We start from the raw sequence: 19,712 nt of genomic DNA, 5'->3' as shown, positions 1-19,712 counted from the left end.
TCTGCGTACGGAGAGGAAATGACCCGCAGTTTCCTCGATCGCATCGAAGCCTGGGGGGGCGAGGCCGTCGTCTCCTGGCACGACCGCGCTACCGGCAGCTGGGTCTTCATCGCCATGCACGACACGCGGCTCGGGCCGGCGACGGGCGGCACGCGGATGACCTCGTACGAGACTCCGGTGGACGGGCTCGTGGACGCCATGCGCCTGGCCGAGGGCATGACATACAAGTGGGCGAGTGTCGGGATGCGCTTCGGCGGCGGCAAGGCCGTGCTCGCCGTCCCCGCGGAGCTGGATCCGGAGGCGCGCGCCGGGCTCATCGACCGGTACGCCGCGCGTCTCGTTTCGCTTCGGGGCGCCTTCCAGACCGGCGTCGACCTCGGGACGACGCCCGACGACATGGTCCGTATCGGGGCCATCTCGGGCTACGCCGTGGGTCTGGTCGACGGAAAGCCGGGCGACCCGGGGCCGTACACGGCGCTGGGCGTGTTCGCCGGGATGCGCGCCGCCCTCGAGCACCGCTTCGGTGACGCGGACTTCGCCGGCCGATCGGTGCTCATCCAGGGGCTGGGCCACGTCGGACTCCCGCTGGCGGGACTGCTGGCCGAGGCCGGCGCGACGCTCCATCTGACGGACGTTCGGGAGGCGGCCGCCCTCGAGGCGAGCGAGCGCTTCGGCGGCTCCGTGGTGTCCGGCGCCCGCATGTGGGACGTCGAGGTCGACGTGTACGCGCCCTGCGCGGTCGGGGCGACGCTCAACCCCGACACGATCCCCCGGCTCAAGTGCTCGATCGTCGCGGGCTCCGCCAACAACCAGCTCCTCTCGGAGGCCGACGCCGAGGCGCTGCACGAGCGCGGGATCCTGTACGCGCCCGACTACGTGATCAACGCCGGGGGGGCCGTCGCCTTCGGCCACATCCATCATGGGGAGCGGGACCCGGCCCGCCTCCGGGCCCGCGTCGAGCGGCTCGGGTCGGCGCTGCGGGAGATGTTCGAGGAGGCGGCCGCCGCCGGAGAGTCCCCGCTTCACGCAGCCCACCGTCACGCCCAGGGGTTCCTCGCCCGCCACGCCGCTAGCGGCGGGAGGCGATGCGGTCCAGCGGCTTCCTGGTGATGTCGGGAACGAGCGCGTCCGCCGCCGGATAGCCGACGACGAGGAGCAGGAAGGGCCGCTCGTTCGGGGGCCGGTCGAGGATCTCGTTGAGGAAGCCCATCGGACTCGGTGTGTGCGTGAGCGTGGCGAGTCCCGCGTGGTGTAGCGCCGTGATGAGGATGCCGGTGGCGATGCCGACGGATTCCGTCACGTAGTAGTTCTTGAGCTTCTCTTCCCCGCGCAGTTCGTACTTCTCGGCGAAGACGGCGATGAGTACGGGCGCGGTCTCGAGGAACGGTTTGTGTTCGTCCGTCCCCAGGTGGGCGAGCGCCTCGAGCCACTCGGGCGGGGCGCGGTGCTCGTAGAAGTCCATCTCCTCGTGCTCGGCCGCTTCCCGGATGCGGTGCTTGACGGCGGGGTCGCCGACCACGACGAAGTGCCAGGGCTGACGGTTCGCGCCGTTGGGGGCCGTGCCCGCCGCCTCGATGCAGGCGTCGATGACCTCCCCGGGCACCGGTTCGGGGGAGTAGTCGCGGACGGTCCGCCGACGCCGCATCTCGTCCCGGAAGGCCCGGGCGCGCCGCGCCATCTCGACCTCGTCGCGCCGCGTGAAGGTCGAGAGCGGGACCGGACGGTACGAGCCGCCGTCCATCATCGCGCGGACAGAGAGATCAGCGGATCCCCACGAGACCGCGGGTTGCCTGGATCAGCTCGGGGGAGTCGTACCCGACGCCGTCCTTGAACACCCAGCGGACCGCGCGGATGGTGTAAGGGTCGGCTTCCAGATCTCCGGCCAGCACGACGAGGTCCGCCACCTTCCCCGCCTCGATGGTGCCCAGCTCCTCGTCGACCCCCAGGATCCTGGCGCCGTTCGCGCTGACCACCTGGACCGCCTGCGCCGTGGAGAGGCCGGCCTCCATCAGGAGTTCGAAGTTCCGCTGGTTTCCGAAGCCGGGGAGAGCCCCGCCGTTCCCCGTCGGATCGACCCCGGCGGCGAGCAGTCCGCCGGCGTCGACGAACGCCTTCTCGAAGCGCAGTTCGTTCTGGAAGTTGGACGGATCCGGACCGACCTCCTGGATTCTGCCGCGCTCGTCGAGGTACGCCTCCCGCAGGTCGGGGGTCATCAGGTCGAGCGTGCGATCATCCACCACGGGACGGTCCGGGAAGAACGCCTCGTAGACCGCCAGCGTGGCGGTGAGTCCCACGCCGGCCTCCACCATCGCCTCGATGGTCTCCATCGCAACCGGCCCCGTCGGATCGGAGCCGCCGGCACGCTGCATGATGTTTCCGGGGCAGCGATCGGGCTCCTTGTCCGGGACGAAATCGGAGGCCGTCAGCATGCCGTGCTCAAGGTTGTCGATGCCCAGCTCGACCGCCTCCTGGAAGCTGACCGAACACAGGTGCCCGGTGACGCGGAGCCCCAGGCGGTGCGCCTCCTCGATGGCGGCTCCCAGTTCGGCGCTTCCGATCGACGTGTACGCCTTCACCCAGGTGGCGCCCTCCCCCGCCCAGTACTCGACGAAGCGTCGCGCCTGCTCGGGCGAGGTCATGCGCGCCTGGTGTGGGGCACCCGACGAGCCGGTGATGTAGGGCGCGGTGAGGTGGATGCGCGGCCCGGGCGAGTCGCCTCGGTCGATCGCCTCCTTGAGGTGCACGTCCGCGAACGGCGTGACGCTGCCGGTCGTCCGGATCGTCGTGACCCCGGACCCCAGGTACAGCCTCGGCGCGCTGTAGCCGAGCTGCACGCGGCGGCCCCCCACCGCCGTGTAGAAGAGGTGGTCGTGCATGCCGACCATGCCCGGAATCACGGTGTGCCCGCTCAGATCGTGCCGCTCGGCGCCTGACGGCACGCTGACGGCCGAGGATGGACCCACGGCGGCGATCCGGCCATCCCGCAGCAGTACGGTCTGGTCGTCCAGAATGGGGCCGCCCGTGCCATCGACGACGCGGACGTTCTCGAGCGCCACGATCGGCTCGCGTACCACCACATAGTCGCGCGTCTCCTCGGACAGCCGGTCGTAGCCCTGGCCCGCGAGCGATCCTGCGAGCCCGCCCGCCATCGACGCCGCGGTCAGCGCCGCGAAGATCCTGGACATCGTCATTTTCTCTCTCCCCGATCCAGCGTCAGCGGATCCCGACCATCCCCTTCACGGAAACGATCAGCTTCTCCGAGTCGTAGCCCACGCCGTCCTTGAACACGACGGTCACGTTCCTGATGATCTCGGAGTCCGACTCGAGGTCGCCCTCGAGCACGACGAGATCCGCGAGCTTGCCGGGTTCGATCGTCCCGAGGTCATCGTCCACCCCCATGATGCGGGCGCCGTTGGCGCTCATGATCCGCACGACGGTCGGCGCATCGAAGCCCGCCTCAATGAGGAGCTGGTAGTTGCGCTGGTCTCCGAAGCCCGCGATCGCCCCTCCGATCCCGGTCGGGTCCACGCCGGCGGCGAGCACGCCCCCCGCTTCGACGAAGCCCCGCTCGAACGCCATGTTCTTCTGCAGGTGCGCCTCGGTGAAGGGCCATTCCGGGTTCGCCTCGATCGCATCCACGGTCTCCAGGTAGTCCTCGCGCACCTCAGGCGCCATCGCCTCGAGCGTCCGCTCTTCCAGAACGGCCCGGCCCTTGGTCATGGGTTCGATCACGGCCATCGTCGACGTCATCCCCACCCCGTTCTCGACCATCGAGAGGATGAGGGCTCGCGCCGTTTCCCCGGTCGGGTCCCCCTGCTCGCCGACCACGACCATCGAGTTCGGCGGGCACTCGTCGGGCCGCTTGCGCGGGTCGAAGTCCGTCGCGGTCCCGAAGCCGTGCTCGATGTTGTCCATCCCGAGGTCGACGGCCTCCTGGAAGGTGATCGAGCAGATGTGTCCCGTGACCCGAAGCCCCTGCGCGTGCGCCTCCTCGACGACGGCGGCGAGTTCCGCGCGGCGAATCGTCGTATACGCCTTGATCCAGGAGACGCCCTCCCCGGCCCAGTAGCGAACGAAACGCCGGGCTTCCTCGGGCGTCGTCACCTGCGCCATGTCTCCGAGCGCCGGATTGGGTCCGGTCACGTAGGGGGCGGTCACATGCATGCGCGGCCCCGGGGCGAGCCCCCGTTCGATGTTCGACTTCACATTCAGGTCGGCGTAGGGCGACACGCTGCCCGTGGTGCGAATCGTCGTGACCCCCGAGGCGAGGTAGAGGCGCGGCGACGAGATCATGCCCTGGGACATGCGGCCGCCGGCGCCCATGAAGAACATGTGGTTGTGCAGCCCGATCATGCCGGGAATCACGGTGTGTCCCGACAGGTCGCGCACGTCCGCCCCGGCGGGCACGTCCACGGTGCCGGCCGGACCCGCGGCGGTGATGCGGTTTCCCTCGATGACGACCGTCTGGTTCGATCGCGCGCCCGCGCCGGTGCCGTCGATGACCTTGACGCCGGTGAGCACGACGGTCGGACCGGCGATGGCCACGAAGTCGGAGGTCTCGGGGGCGAGTTCGGCCGCGGCCTGGGCCGGCAGGGGGGCCGGCGCGAGCAGGAGGACGAGGGCGGCGGGCGTGGCGATGAACTTCTTCATTGCAATCTCCTCGGGGCGTCGGGGCGAAGCCGTACGATCCGATTCGGGAAACCTACCGCGGGCCCGCCATCCCGGCAGCCGGATGCCCTCCACGCCCGGGGTCTCCGCCGGCGGCAGGAAGCGGGCGAGCGGGTCACGGCTCCACCGTGAACACCATCTTCATGCCCGCTTCGAGGTGCTCCGCGATATGGCAGTGCAGCATCCAGCGCCCCGGGTTCGAGAGTTCGAGCAGGATGTCGAGCGCGCCGCCCACGGGGACGACCGCCGTGTCCTTCCACGCCAGGTTCTCGCTCGCGACGCCGTTCGTCGCCAGCACGAGAAACCGCTGGCCGTGGATGTGGATCGGGTGCTGCATCTGGTGCAGCGTTTCGCGGCGGCTCCGGATCCTGAGCTTGACGACATCCCCCACCCGGAAGGTCCACTCGATGGCCTCGTTCTCGCGTCCCGTGGCGGGTTCGCGGAGCGTCCACGAGACGTTCTCGGGCGTCGCCATGAGGTTCATCATCGGCATCGTGCCCGACCACTCGATGGGGTGGAAGTACGCCGAGTCCACCTGCATCAGACGTTCGACGACGAGGGGCAGGTCGCGCACCGTCATGTCGAGTTCGAGCATCTTCTCGATCGGACCGTCGAAGAGCGGGCGATAGGGCGCGATCTCCTCTCGCGCCCGGGCGTCCTCGCGCAGCACCGAGAAGGCCGCGGCGAGGTCGGGCGTCGCGGCCTCGGGCCCGACCCGGACCACGCCGAGCACGTCCTCTTCCGGGAAGAAGCTCCCGCCGACGTGGTCGATCCCCTGGACCCCGTTCAACAGCCGGTATTCCCCGCTCTCGGGGAAGGCGACGTGGACGATGTAGCGCTCGGCCGGCGCGATGACGACGCTCTCGACCCACGCCTCCCGCTCGAAGTTCCCGATGTCCGCGCCGACCAGCTTCATCGGCGCCCCATCGAACGAGAGGTTGAAGGTCCGCGTGTTCGACGCGTTGGTGAAGAAGAAGCGCACGACGGCGCCGCGCGGCACGCTCAACTCGTAGTCGGGCTCGCCGTTCACGAGCATCGTGTTGCCGAAGCGGCCCATGAGCGCGTGCGTGGCCCGCTCGAGACCGAAGGGGACGAGCCCGTGCTCGCCCAGGAGGAGGTCGTCGAGCATGACGATCTCCTCGACATGGACGGGGCCGTAATAGTCGGGATCTCCCGAGCGGACCATGAGGTTGCCGGCCAGCCCCAGGTCCTGCTGCACCTCTTCCCGGTGATGAGGGTGATACCAGTACAGGCCCGGGTCCGGGAAGCGCACGGTGTAGCGGAACGTCTCTCCGGGCTCGATCGGGTCCTGCGTGACGCCCGGCACGCCGTCGGAGGCGTTGTCGAGGCGGAGGCCGTGCCAGTGGATCGCGGTCGGCCAGTCGATTCGGTTCGTGAAGTCGATCGTCACGGTCGCGTCCTCGGGGACCCAGAGGAGGGGTCCGGGGATCTGCCCGTTGAAGCCGTAGCCGAGGAGTTCGCGGTTCCCGACCCGCCGCCGCACGTAGACCGCGTCGAGTTCCAGGGAGTCGCCGTCCCGGAGTTCGATCAGCTCGCGCGGCCGCGCGTTGACGATCTCGCCCTCCCAGCCGTCGCCCGGAAGCCAGGCCTCCACGTCCGGCCGCAGTTGCATGAGCGAGGGAAGCATCATCACGCCCTCCGGCATCGGCACGTCGGCCCACGGGTCATCCGGCGACATCGCGTGGCCGGCGTGGCCGACGGCGGCGGGATCACCGGGCAGCGGCACGTCCGGGTCGATCCTCGAGGCGCCGAGCGCGAACTCGAGGAAGTCGGCGGGCTGCATTCGGTTCGACGGCGACTGCGCCCGCAGGACGTACGGCCCCGCCGGTTCGTCGCCCACGGTCGCCTCGGCCGTGATGAGGATGATGAACTTGTTGAAGCCGACCTGCCCGACGGCGACGCGCCCGCTCGCCGGCACTTCGCCGAGGGGCTCGATGGGCGACAGGACCTGCGTGGACGCCCAGGCGACGTACCGGTCGTACGGACCGAGCGTCGCAGGCGGCGGCAGGTCGGTCGTGATCACCGCGTCGTAGAGCAGCCGCCCGTCCGGCGTCACCGCCATGGAGAACGGACCCGCCGGGCGGCGGAGTTCGACCGAACCGGTGGCGGCGGGGACTCGCGCCGTGGGGAGGAGCGTCATGCAGTACAGGTCCGGGCTCGCCACTACCGCTCCCGCCTCGTCGGGCGTGCACGGCGCGGCCTCCTGCGCGGCCGCCGCCCCGGTGGCCAGCCCGGGCACCGCCGCCCCGACCCGGAGCCACAACGCGGCGGTCGCGCTCCGCATCAGTAGAGGGCCCGGGTGCGACCCCCGTCCACGGCGATGGACACCCCCGTCACGTAGCCGGCCCGCTCCGACGCGAGGAACGCGACGACCGCGGCGAATTCGCGCGCTTCACCGAGACGCCCTGCGGGGATCGCCGCGTTCCACCCCGCCTCCACCTCTTCCATCGACATTCCGCCGGCTTCGGCGCGTACGCGGGCCAGTTGATCCAGCCGCGCGGTGCGCGTGAAACCCGGGAGCACGTTGTTGACCGTCACGCCGAAGGCCGCGACTTCGTTCGCGAGCGACTTCGCGAAGCCGGTCACGGCGGCGCGCACGCTGTTCGAGAGGATGAGGCCGTCGACGGGTTCCTTCACCGCGACGGAGGTGATGTTGAGGATCCGCCCCCACCCGCGCTCCTTCATGCCGGGAAGCACCGCGCGGGTCAGTTGCAGCGCGCTCTCGAGATTGAGCCGGACGGCGGCCTGCCAGGCCGCCGCATCGTGCGCCTCGAACGGGCCCGCCGGCGGTCCGCCGGCATTGTTCACGAGGATATCGACGCGCCCGAACCGCTCGAGCGCCGCGTCGGCGAGCGCGGCCACCTGGGCGGGATCGGAGAGGTCGGCGGGGATCCCCAGCACCTCCCCCGGACCCCGCCGGTCGGCCGAGGCGACGGCCTCCGCCAGCGCCTCCTGTCCGCGCGCGCACATGACCAGATGTGTGCCCTCGGCAGCCAGTTCCTCCGCCACGGCCCGGCCGAGCCCCTGCGAAGAGGCGGCGACGAGGGCGACGCGGCCCTCGATTCCGAAGTCGATCAGTCGTCCGCGTCGTGGAAGTAGCTGTCCGTCCCGTCGAGCCAGTCCGCTCGCGGGGGACAGAAGATATCGAGGTCCAGTGTCTTCTCGAGCGCCAGCGCCTTGTGCGGAACGTGAGATGGAATATGGAGAACCTCTCCGGCGTTCACGACGACCTCGTCGCTCCCGTCCTCGCCCAGCCAGAAGTGAAGCGCGCCTTCCAGGATATAGGTGAACTGTTCGTTCTCATGGGAGTGCGTGGGGACGACCGCGCCCTTCTCGAGCAGGACCTGCGCGATCATGGCCCGTTCCCCCGTGACCATACGGCGTCCCAACTGCGTGGTCACAGGCTCCCAGGGCAGTTCCTTCCACTTGAACAGCCGGGCTTTCGCCTCGCTCATGTTCTCTCCTCTTCGAGTGGTTGTGTGCCGGTGCCGGCATTCGTCGGCGACGCTCACCCCCGCGAGTCGCTGTTGAATATCTCCGCGACGGCCTTCCAGACGCCATCGGATCCCGCCCGATAGATGACAAGGTACTTCCCGTGTTCCTGGAGCAGCGCGCCATGGGGTGGGCGCAGCGTGCGGTTGAAGCGGCCGATCTCGTAGCCAAGGTCGCCGGAGGCCTGCACCTCGCGCGCTTCGATCGTGAGCCCGACGAGGCCGCGCTCGGGGGCCGTCAGCCAGAAATCGCGGATCGCGTCGAGGCCCCTCACCGTCGCACCGCCCGACGGCATGAGCGTGGCGTCGTCCGCGTAGAACGCGGTCACCATCGCGTCCAGCTCCAGACGGCGGATCCTCGCCGCCCGGTCGGCCGACATCCGGCGGATCATGGCTTCGCTCACATGCATGGACCTTCGTCGGATACTCTCGCGACCCGGACCCCGCATCCCAGGGGCACCAGACCGGCGGCAGTGCGGACATCGTCGCGAACGTAGCCACGTTTCGCCACGGGTTGCCAGACCCCGCCGCCGAGCACCCAGGCGACGCCGGCGCGAAGGCTCCAGTCTCCGCTCATTTCCGAGTACCCGTGCCCGAGGCCGGCGTCGATCGCGAGCTTTCCACGCCGCCACTCGACGCTCGCCCGGACTTCTCCGAGGTCGCCCGCTCCGATGGGCGAGACCCGCCTCGTACTGGCCCGCCCGCGGGTCCCGAGGGAGAGCCCCCAGTTCGGACCCACCCGCCACAGAGACTCGAAGGCGTACGCGAAGACATCGTTCTGCTCGAACGACCGCGTGGGCGCCTCCAGGATGCCGACCCCGAACCATCCCGTAGCGCGCCAGCGGGCAGAGACCCAGGAAAACAGGGCCGCGACCGTGACGTCGGTCGTATTGGGGCCGATCCCCCGGGTCTCGTCGGAGTTCGGGAGCTTCACACCGAGGTGGCCGCCCGCCGAGAAGCCCATCGGCCCCCCGAGGGGCGCGAAGGAAACCGCCAGCTCGAAGTCGCCCACGTCCCGGGTCGTCCCCTCCCGGACCACCGGGTCGAGTTCCAGCGCCGCCGGCCGGTCACGCGCCTCGATGGACAGGACCTGCCGGGCGGCCCCCCGTACCTGGAACACGACTCGCGGTCCGACCGCCCAGATGGCGTGGACCACGGGCGCGGAGGTAAGGTCTCCCCGCAATCCACCCAGGGGGAACGCCGCGTTGCTGACGCGCGTCACGCCGACGCCGATCAGCGCATCGCCGGCACGCGCCGCACCGACGCCCTGCACGAGTCCGTCGCGCCGCAACTGTCCCGCCGCCGGAGCGGCGCCCGCGAACCCGATCGCGACCGCGACGAATAACGAGAGCCCGACGCGGGTGCGCCGGGCCCTCGAGATCCTGGGTGAAGGAGACCGGCCGCCGGACATGGGCCGGTCGATGTCGCTCAGCTTCGAGCCGCCTCCATTATGTGGGCCACATAGACGTCCAGCCGCGCCATGACTTCGATCGTCTCCGCCTGGCTCCCCGCGTTCGCGAGTTCAAGGGCCAGATCCAGCAGCAGGCCGCGCACTGCCATTGGATCGCCCTCCCCCACGGAAGGGATCTCGGCCACGGCGGCCTCCTCGGCCGGCGGCGCCTCCTCGGCCGGGGCTGCCGGAGCCGCCGGAGCCGCCGCGGCCCGCGCCTCGGCCTCGGCCCTCGCCAACCGTCGCTTCACTTGCAGGGGGTACTTTGCGTGGAACTGTCTGGGGGAGAGTTCCGCGATGGAGGCATCGATCTCGCAGGCGCCCGCGAACAACTCCGCGTTCTTGACGTCGGGATTCTCATCGAGAGTGCGCACCACGAACTCCATGACGTCCTCGCCCGACGCGGGGGCGGGGGCCGACGCGGGGGCGGGGGCCGCCGCGGGGGCGGGCGCGGGAGCAGCTTGCGGCTCGGGAGGGGGCTCCTGCTCGGCGGCCGCCGACGCGGCCATCCGACGCTTCACCTGCAGCGGATACTTGGCGTGAAACTGTCTCGCAGTGAGATCCTCGATGCTCCCGTCGATCGCACAGGCGCCCGCGAACAGGGTCGCGTTCTTCACCCCGGGGTCATTCCCGAGTTCTTTCTCTATGAACTGCATGACGGTCTCATTCAGGGTGCTCATGCTGTCTCCCTTTCCTTGGCATGGCACGCGTCCCGTATGGACGCGGCCGGCGTGGAGTATGATCATCTGTGGCAAACTCCAACCCTCGTTCCTCCAAGTCAACTGTTCCACTCAATTTATTGATGGAGTGGGGGCCGCCCACGGGGCGTCCGGGCTTTTCCGGCGCGCCCATCTTCGACCCTCTCGGGCGGACGAGGTGTCGGGCCGGGCGAAGACGGCTCGCAGCGACGAGTACCGTGGCCCCCGCCCCGACCTTAGCTTCCCGTCCATGCGACCCCGAGTGATGTGCGCCCTGATCGCCTCCGCGGCCTGCGGCCTCCTTCCGACGCTCGCACACGCGCAGGGATCCCGGCTGCCGGGCGCGATCGAAGCCGGCCTCATCCTGCGGCAGGTGGACGGCGTGAAGCGGGTACTCGTCGTCGCGGCCCACCCCGATGACGAGGACACCGCGCTCCTCACGACGCTCGCTCGCGGCTGGGGCGTCGAGGCCGCCTATTTCTCGTTCACGCGGGGCGAAGGCGGCCAAAACCTCATCGGGACGGAACTCGGCGAGGGACTCGGCATCATCCGCTCCGGCGAACTTCTGGCCGCTCGAGCCATCGACGGAGCGCGGCAGTACTTCGGCCGCGCGTTCGACTTCGGCTACTCCAAGTCCGCCGAAGAGACCTTCTCCAAGTGGGAGCGTGAACGCGTCCTCTCCGACCTCGTGTGGACGATCCGGCACTTCCGTCCCCATGTGCTCGTCACCATGTGGAGCGGGACCGCGAGCGACGGGCACGGACATCACCAGGTTTCGGGGATGCTGGCGCACGAGGCCTTCGAGGCCGCGGGCGACACGGCGCGTTTCCCGGAACAACTCGCGGAGGGGGTGCAGCCGTGGGCGCCGCTGAAACTGTACCGCCGTCCGCTCTTCGAACCCGGCGCCACCGCGATCGGGATCGAGACCGGCACTCTAGACCCTCTGCTGGGCCTCTCGCACCATCAGGTCGCGATGGCGAGCCGCAGCCAGCACCGGTCCCAGGACTTCGGGACGGCCCTGCCCCCCGGACCCCGCTCCACCCGCCTGTCGCTCGTGGCATCGCGCGTCGGGGCCGAGGCCGACGCGCCCCTGCTGGCCGGGGTCGATACGACGCTGGCGGCGCTGGCCGCCGACCTCGGAGCAGCCGGCGAGGCGGAGATCCGGGCGTACCGGCAGGCGGTCCGCTGGGCCGCGGAGACGCTGGTCGCGACCCGTCCCGCAGCGGCGCTGCCACCGCTGGCCGACGCGCTGCGGCGGCTGGACACCCTGCGCGACATGGCCCCGGCGGACCCCGAGCGGGAAGTGCGCCGCGAACTCGACCGGCGCGCCCTGCTGCTGCAGCGGGCGATCCTCGCCCTGACCGGGGTGCGCATGGAACTCCGGGCGCGCGACGATGTCCTCGTCCCGGGCCAGACCGTCCTCGTCGAGGCGCGGGTGTGGAGCGGCGCGGGCACCGCCATCGAACTCGACCCGCCGCTCATCGAGGCGCCCGCCGGGTGGATTGTCGAGGGGCTCGGCCCGGAGGCGGAGGCGGAGCCCGACGATCTCGGAACATTCGCGCGCTTCTTCCGGGAGGCGGACACGGTGCGGGACCCCGCCGCCGCCACCCGGATCGCGGCGGGTGAACTCGCATTGTGGCGCTACGCCGTGACGGCGCCGGAGGACGCTCGGCCCACCTCCCCGTGGTTTCTCGACCTCGCGCGCGACGGCGACCTGTACCAATGGCCGGAGGAGCCCGAGATCCGGGCCCTCCCCTTCCGCCCTCCGTCCCTTCGCGGCCGCATGGCCGCCACCCTGTCGACCGGGGGAGAACGTCTCCGCGTCGAGATCGAGGACCCGGTGCGATTCCGGGGCGTGGACGGCGTCACCGGGGAGTTCTGGCGCCCGGTGCTGGTGGCTCCGCGGATGTCCGTCGAGCCGGAGACGGGGACGATGATCTGGCCGACGGATCGTGGGGGGGCGCGCGACATCGCGTTCCGACTCGAGAGCCACGCCCCGGATCCGGTATCGGGAGAGGTGGAACTCGAGCTTCCGGCGGGGTGGCGGGCGACGCCGAAACGGGTGCGGTTCGAGCTGCCCGGCGAAGGGAGCGTCCAGGGCGTGAGCTTCTCGGTCGAGCCGCCCGCCGGGGCCGACGAGGGCGAGTTCCTCGCGCGACCCCGACTCCGCACGGAACGGGGAGAGGACGCGGCGCTCCACGCGACGATCATCGACTATCCACACATCGAGCCGAGGCTGCTGGCCTCCGATCCCGCGATGCGCATCGTTCGCTTCCCCGTTCGGGTCGCCGACCGGCGGGTGGGTTATGTGATGGGCTCGGGAGATGCCGGTCCCGAGGCGATCCGGCAGCTCGGGCTCGACGTCGAGTTGATCGAACCCGGCGACTGGGAGGCCGAACGGCTCGACCGGTTCGACACGATCGTGCTCGGCGTCCGCGCCTACGAGGTGCGCGAGGATCTGATCGCGGCGAACGCGGCACTGCTGGACTGGGTCGAGCGCGGCGGCACCGCGGTCGTCCAGTACAATCGCTACGAGTTCAACCGGGGCGCCTACGCGCCGTATCCGATCACGATCGGGAGACCCGCCCCGCGCGTGACGCGGGAGGGCGCGCCGGTCACCCTCCTCGACGAGGCGGCGCCCCTCCTCCTGGAGCCCAACCGTCTCGGCCCGGGTGACTTCGAGGGCTGGGTCCAGGAACGCGGCCTCTACTTCCCCTCCGAATGGGATCCACAATACCAGGTGCTGCTCGAAATGGCCGACCCGGGCGAACCTCCCCGGCGCGGCAGCCTCCTCGCCGCGCCGGTCGGCCGCGGTCTGTACATCCACACGTCGCTGTCCTTCTTTCGACAGTTGCGGGCCGGCGTCCCGGGCGCCTTTCGTCTGTGGGCGAACCTGATCTCGCTCGACGGGCGCCGCTGGCGGGAGATCACCGCGCCGTGAAGGACGACCGCATCGGCATCTTTCGCAGCTGGCGCGCCCTCTATGTGTCGGTCATCGCCTATACGTTCGCGCTCATCGTCGTCCTCTATCTCGTCACGCGACTGCTCGACTTCAGCGTGCCGTGAGCGCAGTCGACTGGCTGGTCTTTACGGTCTACTTCGGGGCCGTGGTCGCGTTCGCCTGGTACCAGAGCCGACGCAACCGGGGCGTCGAGGGCTTCTTCCTCGCCAATCGCCGCATGGGTTGGGGCGCCATCGGTCTCTCCGTGATGGCGACGCAGGCGAGTGCCATCACCTATATCGGGACGACCGGGCAGGCGTTCGACGACGGCATGGAGTTCGTCCAGTTCTATCTGGGCCAGCCGATCGCGATGGTCGTCCTCTGCGTCCTGTTCGTCCCCTTCTTCCACCGATCGAAGATCTATACGGCCTACGAATACCTCGAGCGGCGCTTCGACGCGAAGACCCGCTCGATGACCAGCTTCCTGTTTCTGATGTCGCGCGGACTGTCGGCGGGAATCGTGCTCTACGCCCCGGCCATCGTCCTCTCCGTCATCATGGGCTGGGACGAACGCGTGACGATCCTGGTCATGGGAGTGATCACGGTCGCCTACACGATCATGGGCGGGATCACCGCGGTCATCTGGACGGACGTCATACAGATGCTGGTGATGTTCGCGGGTATAGGAATCGCGCTGGCGGTACTGTTCGCGACGCTTCCGGAGGGAGTCGGCGTGGCCGACGTGGCCTATATCGGGGGCATCCACGAGATGTGGAAGAGCATCGACCTGTCGTGGGATCCGACGGACCGCTACACGCTGTGGTCCGGGCTCATCGGCGGACTCTTCCTCGCGCTCGGTTACTTCGGAACGGATCAGAGCCAGGTCCAGCGCTATCTCACCGCCAGTTCACTTCGGCAGAGTCGACTGTCTCTCATATTCAACGCGTTCGTCAAGGTCCCGATGCAGATCTTCATCCTCGCGATCGGGGTGCTGCTCTATGTCTTCTATCACTTCGAGCGGCCGCCGCTGGTCTTCAACTCGGCCGAGGTCGCCGTGGTGGAGGAGAGCGAACGGAGGGACGAGTTCGCCGGGCTGGAGGCGGCGCACGAAAGGACGCACGAACTCCGCCGCGCCGCGACGTTTGAACTGCTGGAGGCCCGGCGAAGCGGGAACGCTCTCGCTTCCCCCCAACGGCGGATCGCCGCCTACGACGACGAACTCGAACGTCTGCGCGAGGAATCCAAGACACTGGTCGCCGAAGTACGCGGGGCCTCGTCCAACGATGTGAACTATGTCTTTCCGTCCTATCTGATCACGTATGTGCCGGCCGGGATCCTCGGTCTCCTCATCGCCGTCATCTTCGCGGCCGCGATGTCGTCGCTCGACTCGGAACTCACCGCGCTGTCGAGCGCCACGGTCATCGACTTCTACCGGCGACACTTCAAGCCGGACGGCAGCGATGCCCATTATCTCCTCGTATCCCGACTCGCGACGCTCGCGTGGGGCGGGTTCGCCGTCCTGTTCGCGCTCTACGTCGGCCAACTCGGGTCTCTCGTCGAGGCGGTCAACGAGGTGGGCTCGATCTTCTACGGGTCTCTGCTCGGGGTCTTCCTGCTCGCCTTCCTCGTGAGGCGCGCGACGGCGGCGGGGGCCTTCTACGGTTTGATATTCGCCATTTGTTCGGTGCTCGCGGTGTCCCGGTTCACGGATATCGCGTGGCTATGGTACAACGTCGTCGGGACCGCGATTGTCCTCCTCGTCGGGAGTCTGGTCAGCCTCCCTGCCCGGCCCTCCGATCAGGGACGGACGGAGTCCGCCGCCGGGTAGCGGTCCGCGGGAAAAGCCGGACCCGAACGGGCCGCGATTCTCGCCGGCGCTTTTGCCGACGCGACGCGCGCGGTAGAGTCTGCGGTCGAAAACTCCGCGTCCGATCCTCCTCGGAGCGGGATCAAGCTACAGCAACCGATTGGACGGTACGGATGCTCACCGACGTACAGATCGCGGAAGCCGCCACCCCCCGGCCGATCGCAGAGATCGGGGCGAGGATCGGACTGGACCTCGAGGAACTGGTGCCCTACGGCCACTACAAGGCGAAGGTCCGGCCGGAGTCCATCTTCTCGCGCGAACCCGGCTCGGGCCGGCTCGTCCTCGTCACGGGGATCACGCCGACGGCCGCCGGCGAGGGCAAGACGACCGTCTCGGTCGGTCTCGCCGACGGCCTGCGTCGCGTAGGGGCGAACTCCGTCCTCTGCATCCGCGAGCCGAGCCTGGGGCCCGTGTTCGGCGTCAAGGGCGGCGCCGCGGGCGGAGGGTATTCGCAGGTGATCCCGATGTCGGACATCAACCTCCACTTCACCGGTGACCTGCACGCGATCACATCGGCCCACGCGCTCCTCTCCGCCGCGCTCGACAACCACCTGCAGCAGGGGAACAGGCTCGGGATCGACCCGCGCCAGATCACGTGGCGCCGCGCCGTGGACATGAACGACAGGGCGCTGCGGAACATCGTCGTCGGGCTCGGGGGCCGGATCAACGGGGTCCCGCGCGAGGACGGCTTCATGATCACCGCCGCCTCGGAGGTGATGGCGATCTTCTGTCTCGCCGCCAGCCTGGAGGACCTGGAGGAGCGGCTGAGCCGCATCATCGTCGGATACGACTACGGCGGCGAGCCGGTGCGGGCGCGCGAACTGAACGTGGCCGGGGCGATGACGCTCCTCCTGCGCGAGGCGATCGGGCCCAACCTCGTCCAGACGCTCGAGGGGACCCCGGCCTTCGTGCACGGCGGACCCTTCGCCAACATCGCCCACGGCTGCAACTCCCTCATGGCGACGCGGGCCGGGCTGGCGTTCGGCGATGTCGTGATCACGGAGGCCGGCTTCGGGTCGGATCTGGGGGCGGAGAAGTTCTTCCACATCAAGTGCCGCATCGGCGGGCTCAACCCCGAGGCCACGGTGCTCGTGGCCACCATCCGGGCGCTCAAGCTGCACGGCGGCGGAGACCGGTCGGCGCTCTCGACGCCCGATGCGGGGGCCGTCCGCAGAGGGCTCGTTAACCTCGGCGCGCACGTGGAGAATGTGCGGGGCTTCGGAATCGAGCCCGTGGTCGCGATCAACGTGTTCGGGACCGATTCCGAGGAGGAGATCGCGGCCGTGGCGGAGGCGTGCGAGCCACTGGGCGTGCGCTACGCCCGCTCGGAGGGTCACGCGCGTGGCGGGGAGGGGTGCGAGGACCTGGCCCGCGCCGTTCTGGGGGCGCTGGAGGCGGGCTCGGGCGGGTATCGGCCCAGGTACGACGCCGAGGCGCCGGTCCGGGACAAGATCGAGGCCATCGCGACGAAGGTGTACGGGGCCGACGGCGTCGACTACACCGCGCGCGCCGCGAAGGACATAGGCCAACTCGAAGCGGCGGGACTTGGGGATACGCCCGTGTGCATCGCCAAGACGCCAAACAGCCTGAGCGATGACCCGAGCCGGCTGGGGCGCCCCACCGGCTTCCGCATCACGGTGCAGGACGTGCGGCCCTCGGCGGGCGCCGGTTTCGTCGTCGCGCGGGCGGGCACCGTGATGACGATGCCGGGGCTCCCGCGGGTGCCTGCCGCCGAAGGCATCCGGATCGTCGAGGACGGGAGCGTGGTCGGGCTCTTCTGACGACATGATCGAGATCGAGCTGTCGCCGGGGCGTCACGGGGAGGATGTGGAGCGCCGGCTCCGGGAGTGGGCCGAGCAGGACGCCGTCGCGCGCCTCTGGCGGAGGGACGCCACCCTGTGGTCGTCGGACCCGGAGACGCCCGAACTGGCCGACCGGCTCGGCTGGCTCGACCTCCCGGAGACGTCGCCCGGGGCACTCGGCCCGATCGAGGCACTGCGGGCGAGCGTGCCCTTCTGGTTCACCGACCTCGTCCTGCTCGGCATGGGGGGCTCCAGCCTCGCCCCGGAGGTGATCTCCCGGATCATGCCGGGCGAAGGGCTGCCGCTCACGCTCGTCGACACCACGCACCCGGGGGCGATCCGCGACCTCGACTGGCTGCGTCCCGCGAACACGCTCTTCGTCGTGTCCAGCAAGTCGGGTACGACCATCGAGACGCTCTCGCTCTTCAGCCACTTCTGGTCGCGGACCGCCGAGGTCGTTGAGGATCCCGGCGAACATTTCGTCGCGATCACGGATCCGGGCTCGCCTCTCGCCGAACTCGCTCGCGAGCGCGGGTTCCGGGCGGTGTTCGAGGCGCCCCCGGATGTGGGCGGCCGTTACTCCGCCCTCGGCCCGTTCGGTCTCGTCCCGGCCGCGCTCGCGGCGGCCGATCTTCCGGCGCTCCTCGATGAAGCCGTCGTGGCCGCGGACGCGTGCAGGGACGACATCCGCCACAATCCGGGCTTCCTGCTCGGGGCGGCGCTGGGCGAACTCGCGCTAGCGGGGCGGGACAAGCTCACCTTCGAGGCGAGCCCGGACTGGGCGGCGTTCCCCGACTGGGCGGAGCAACTCGTGGCCGAGAGTCTCGGCAAGGATGGCCGCGGCATCATCCCGATCATCGACGAACCGCCCCGGGATCCGGCCGCGTACGGGGATGACCGCGTCTTCGTCGGCCTCATCCTCGCGGGAGAGGCGGCCCGCGAGGCGGAGCAATGGGGCGACGCCGACGAGACGCCGGCTCGGCTCGACGCGCTCGAGGAGGCCGGTCACCCGGTCGTGCGCATGCGCCTCGAACAGCCCGGGGAGCTGGGCGCCCTCTTCTTCGTCTGGGAGGTGGGGGTGGCCACGGCGGGGTCAATCCTCGGCATCCACCCCTTCAACCAGCCCGACGTCCAGCTCGCCAAGCGCCTCGCGCGCCGCGCCATGGCGGGTGAAGCGCCGTCGGACGGGACGCGTCCGGACGACCCGGACACCGATTCCGAGGTCGACGCCGAGGCCGACCCCGACGCCGACACTGAGGCCGACGAGACGGTGGACCTTGTCTGGGAACTGCCACGCTTCGGTCACGCCCCGCCCCGCAACCCGCCGCCGCCCGACGTGGACGGGATCCGCACCCGGGTACACGACTTCCTCGACGAGGTGGAGCCCACGGACTACATCGCCGTGCAGGCGTATCTCGCGGGCGGCGAAGAGGAGGACGATCTGCTCGCGGCCCTGCGTGCGGCGCTGGCCGGGACCACGGGCGCGGCCACGACGCTGGGCTACGGTCCGCGATTCCTCCACTCGACCGGCCAGCTGCACAAGGGGGGCGCCGACAACGGTGTCTTCCTGCAGCTCGTCGACGACGCGGGCGCGCATGTCCACGTGCCCGAATCCGACTTCACCTTCCGGCGACTCATCCGCGCGCAGGCGCTCGGGGACCTCGGGGCTCTTGCCGAGCGGGAGCGCCGGACGCTGCGGGTTCGGGTCGGGGGTCCGGAGGGCCTCGGCCTGCGCCGCCTCATCCAGCTCGTCGAAGAGCGGGCGTAGCGCGCCTCCCCGGCCCGAGCGGCCGCCCGACTCAGTGTACCAGGCGCACCTGCAGGCCCAGGCTCCCGCCGACCCAGGCCGCTTCGGGGGCAAGAAGCCGCGGGCCCCGTGACTTCATCGCGCTCAGGGTCTGCGCCCCGACTCCAGATGCGGAAGGCTCATCCGGGCGCGATCGCAACAGACTCCACGCCGTAAGGGCGGACGCGAACGCCAACGCGGTGTTGGCGGCAGCCGAGAGCTCGGCCCCGATGCTCGACTCTTCCCACTCATTCACCGCGTGCCACACAAAGCCCGCGTGCGCCACGGCGAAGGCCCCGTTAAGTGCGCCAACCACGGGTCTCGCCCACCCCTCGGGTCTCGCCAGGTGACTGACGAGGGCCGACCCCGCGGACAGCGGGGCGACGTATCGCCAGGTATTGGACGCGTCATCCCTGGGGCACAAGCACCCGTCGGCGTAGCCGGGCTGGATCCTCGCCGCTTCCTCCAGCGTGAGACCGGTCTCATCCAGCCATTCGGAGAAGCGTGCGTCGCCCGCGAGCTCCCATGCGTACACATTGTTGTCCGCGTCCGCGATCTCCGTGACGAGATTCTCCCGGCCGGACCTTTGAAGCAGGTAGGCCACCGCGCACGGCGTCCCGTGTTCGTCGACAAAGACAGGTACCCGGCCGCCGGCATGCGTATGGTTGTGCGGGAAGCTCCCCCGTTCCCGGTACTCGCGCAGCCAGTGCAGGGCCGCGTTCCGTCTCTCCCGCTGCGCCTCGGTAAGAGCGCCCGTCGCCCTCCCCCTCAGCGCACGTTCGACGTCGAGCAGGTGACCCCGAATCCGTCGAGTCTCCAGGCGCCCGGGGTCCGTTCGCGGGATCGCCGCCGCAAGCCGCGGCTGCGCTGTCCCGACCTGAGTCGTGGTGTGGCCGGACGAATCGCCGGCGGGACCGCCGGAGGCCGCGATGAGCGTGAACAGACCCCCGAAGACGGCGATGGCTCTGGAAAAACCGGACATGGCTGT

General features: G+C 70.0%; 16 protein-coding genes. 6 read left to right on the top strand and 10 right to left on the bottom strand.

Annotated features, from left to right (window positions below):
- The first annotated feature begins 18 nt into the window (after nt 1–18).
- Nucleotides 19–1,110: a Glu/Leu/Phe/Val dehydrogenase dimerization domain-containing protein gene (locus ACOQPP_RS03155; RefSeq protein ID WP_419165726.1), complete on the top strand. Its 1,092-nt coding sequence runs from the start codon at nt 19–21 to the stop codon at nt 1,108–1,110.
- Here ACOQPP_RS03155 and ACOQPP_RS03150 read toward each other — a convergent pair.
- The 9 genes from ACOQPP_RS03150 to ACOQPP_RS03110 form a co-directional block, all read right to left on the bottom strand.
- Complete coding sequence (locus tag ACOQPP_RS03150) at nt 1,070–1,744, bottom strand: nitroreductase family protein (protein ID WP_420635862.1); 675 nt, start codon at nt 1,742–1,744, stop codon at nt 1,070–1,072. The genes ACOQPP_RS03155 and ACOQPP_RS03150 overlap by 41 nt on opposite strands.
- Nucleotides 1,745–1,760: 16 nt before the next feature.
- The gene (locus ACOQPP_RS03145; RefSeq protein WP_419165724.1) at nt 1,761–3,191 is read right to left on the bottom strand and encodes an amidohydrolase family protein; all 1,431 of its coding nucleotides are present in this window, start codon (nt 3,189–3,191) and stop codon (nt 1,761–1,763) included.
- Between the two features lie 22 nt (nt 3,192–3,213).
- Nucleotides 3,214–4,650: an amidohydrolase family protein gene (locus ACOQPP_RS03140; protein ID WP_419165723.1), complete on the bottom strand. Its 1,437-nt coding sequence runs from the start codon at nt 4,648–4,650 to the stop codon at nt 3,214–3,216.
- A 133-nt stretch (nt 4,651–4,783) separates the two neighbouring features.
- The gene (locus tag ACOQPP_RS03135; protein WP_419165722.1) at nt 4,784–6,973 is read right to left on the bottom strand and encodes a multicopper oxidase family protein; all 2,190 of its coding nucleotides are present in this window, start codon (nt 6,971–6,973) and stop codon (nt 4,784–4,786) included.
- The gene (locus ACOQPP_RS03130) at nt 6,973–7,752 is read right to left on the bottom strand and encodes an SDR family oxidoreductase (protein WP_419165819.1); all 780 of its coding nucleotides are present in this window, start codon (nt 7,750–7,752) and stop codon (nt 6,973–6,975) included. Before ACOQPP_RS03130 ends, ACOQPP_RS03135 begins: the two co-directional genes overlap by 1 nt.
- 11 nt (nt 7,753–7,763) lie before the next feature.
- Nucleotides 7,764–8,144, bottom strand: a complete 381-nt coding sequence (locus ACOQPP_RS03125) for a cupin domain-containing protein (protein ID WP_419165721.1) — start codon at nt 8,142–8,144, stop codon at nt 7,764–7,766.
- 53 nt (nt 8,145–8,197) lie between these two features.
- On the bottom strand, nt 8,198–8,584 hold the full coding sequence (locus tag ACOQPP_RS03120) for a YybH family protein (RefSeq protein ID WP_419165720.1): 387 nt from the start codon (nt 8,582–8,584) through the stop codon (nt 8,198–8,200).
- On the bottom strand, nt 8,581–9,591 hold the full coding sequence (locus tag ACOQPP_RS03115) for a hypothetical protein (protein WP_419165719.1): 1,011 nt from the start codon (nt 9,589–9,591) through the stop codon (nt 8,581–8,583). The genes ACOQPP_RS03120 and ACOQPP_RS03115 overlap by 4 nt, the downstream gene beginning before the upstream one ends.
- Before the next feature lie 17 nt (nt 9,592–9,608).
- Nucleotides 9,609–10,310 carry a hypothetical protein gene (locus ACOQPP_RS03110; RefSeq protein ID WP_419165718.1) on the bottom strand — a complete coding sequence of 234 codons (702 nt, stop codon included), beginning with the start codon at nt 10,308–10,310 and terminating at the stop codon, nt 9,609–9,611.
- Nucleotides 10,311–10,593: 283 nt separating this feature from the next.
- Here ACOQPP_RS03110 and ACOQPP_RS03105 point away from each other — a divergent pair, with 283 nt between their 5' ends.
- The 5 genes from ACOQPP_RS03105 to ACOQPP_RS03085 all read left to right on the top strand — a co-directional run bounded on the left by ACOQPP_RS03105 (nt 10,594) and on the right by ACOQPP_RS03085 (nt 18,706).
- Nucleotides 10,594–13,269, top strand: a complete 2,676-nt coding sequence (locus ACOQPP_RS03105) for a PIG-L family deacetylase (protein ID WP_419165717.1) — start codon at nt 10,594–10,596, stop codon at nt 13,267–13,269.
- Nucleotides 13,266–13,394 (top strand): hypothetical protein, encoded by a 129-nt coding sequence (locus ACOQPP_RS03100; protein WP_419165716.1) that lies wholly within the window; start codon nt 13,266–13,268, stop codon nt 13,392–13,394. The genes ACOQPP_RS03105 and ACOQPP_RS03100 overlap by 4 nt, the downstream gene beginning before the upstream one ends.
- Nucleotides 13,391–15,097 carry a sodium:solute symporter family transporter gene (locus ACOQPP_RS03095; protein ID WP_419165715.1) on the top strand — a complete coding sequence of 569 codons (1,707 nt, stop codon included), beginning with the start codon at nt 13,391–13,393 and terminating at the stop codon, nt 15,095–15,097. Before ACOQPP_RS03100 ends, ACOQPP_RS03095 begins: the two co-directional genes overlap by 4 nt.
- Nucleotides 15,098–15,249: 152 nt before the next feature.
- Nucleotides 15,250–16,917 carry a formate--tetrahydrofolate ligase gene (locus ACOQPP_RS03090; RefSeq protein WP_419165714.1) on the top strand — a complete coding sequence of 556 codons (1,668 nt, stop codon included), beginning with the start codon at nt 15,250–15,252 and terminating at the stop codon, nt 16,915–16,917.
- 4 nt (nt 16,918–16,921) lie between these two features.
- The gene (locus ACOQPP_RS03085) at nt 16,922–18,706 is read left to right on the top strand and encodes a hypothetical protein (RefSeq protein WP_419165713.1); all 1,785 of its coding nucleotides are present in this window, start codon (nt 16,922–16,924) and stop codon (nt 18,704–18,706) included.
- Nucleotides 18,707–18,737: 31 nt separating this feature from the next.
- On the opposite strand, the gene ACOQPP_RS03080 is transcribed toward ACOQPP_RS03085, so the two are convergent.
- Nucleotides 18,738–19,706, bottom strand: a complete 969-nt coding sequence (locus tag ACOQPP_RS03080; RefSeq protein WP_420635861.1) for a hypothetical protein — start codon at nt 19,704–19,706, stop codon at nt 18,738–18,740.
- Nucleotides 19,707–19,712: the final 6 nt, after the last annotated feature.

This window comes from Candidatus Palauibacter sp., assembly GCF_965222475.1.
Taxonomy (GTDB): domain Bacteria; phylum Gemmatimonadota; class Gemmatimonadetes; order Palauibacterales; family Palauibacteraceae; genus Palauibacter.
This window is presented reverse-complemented; position numbering and strand designations above follow the sequence as displayed.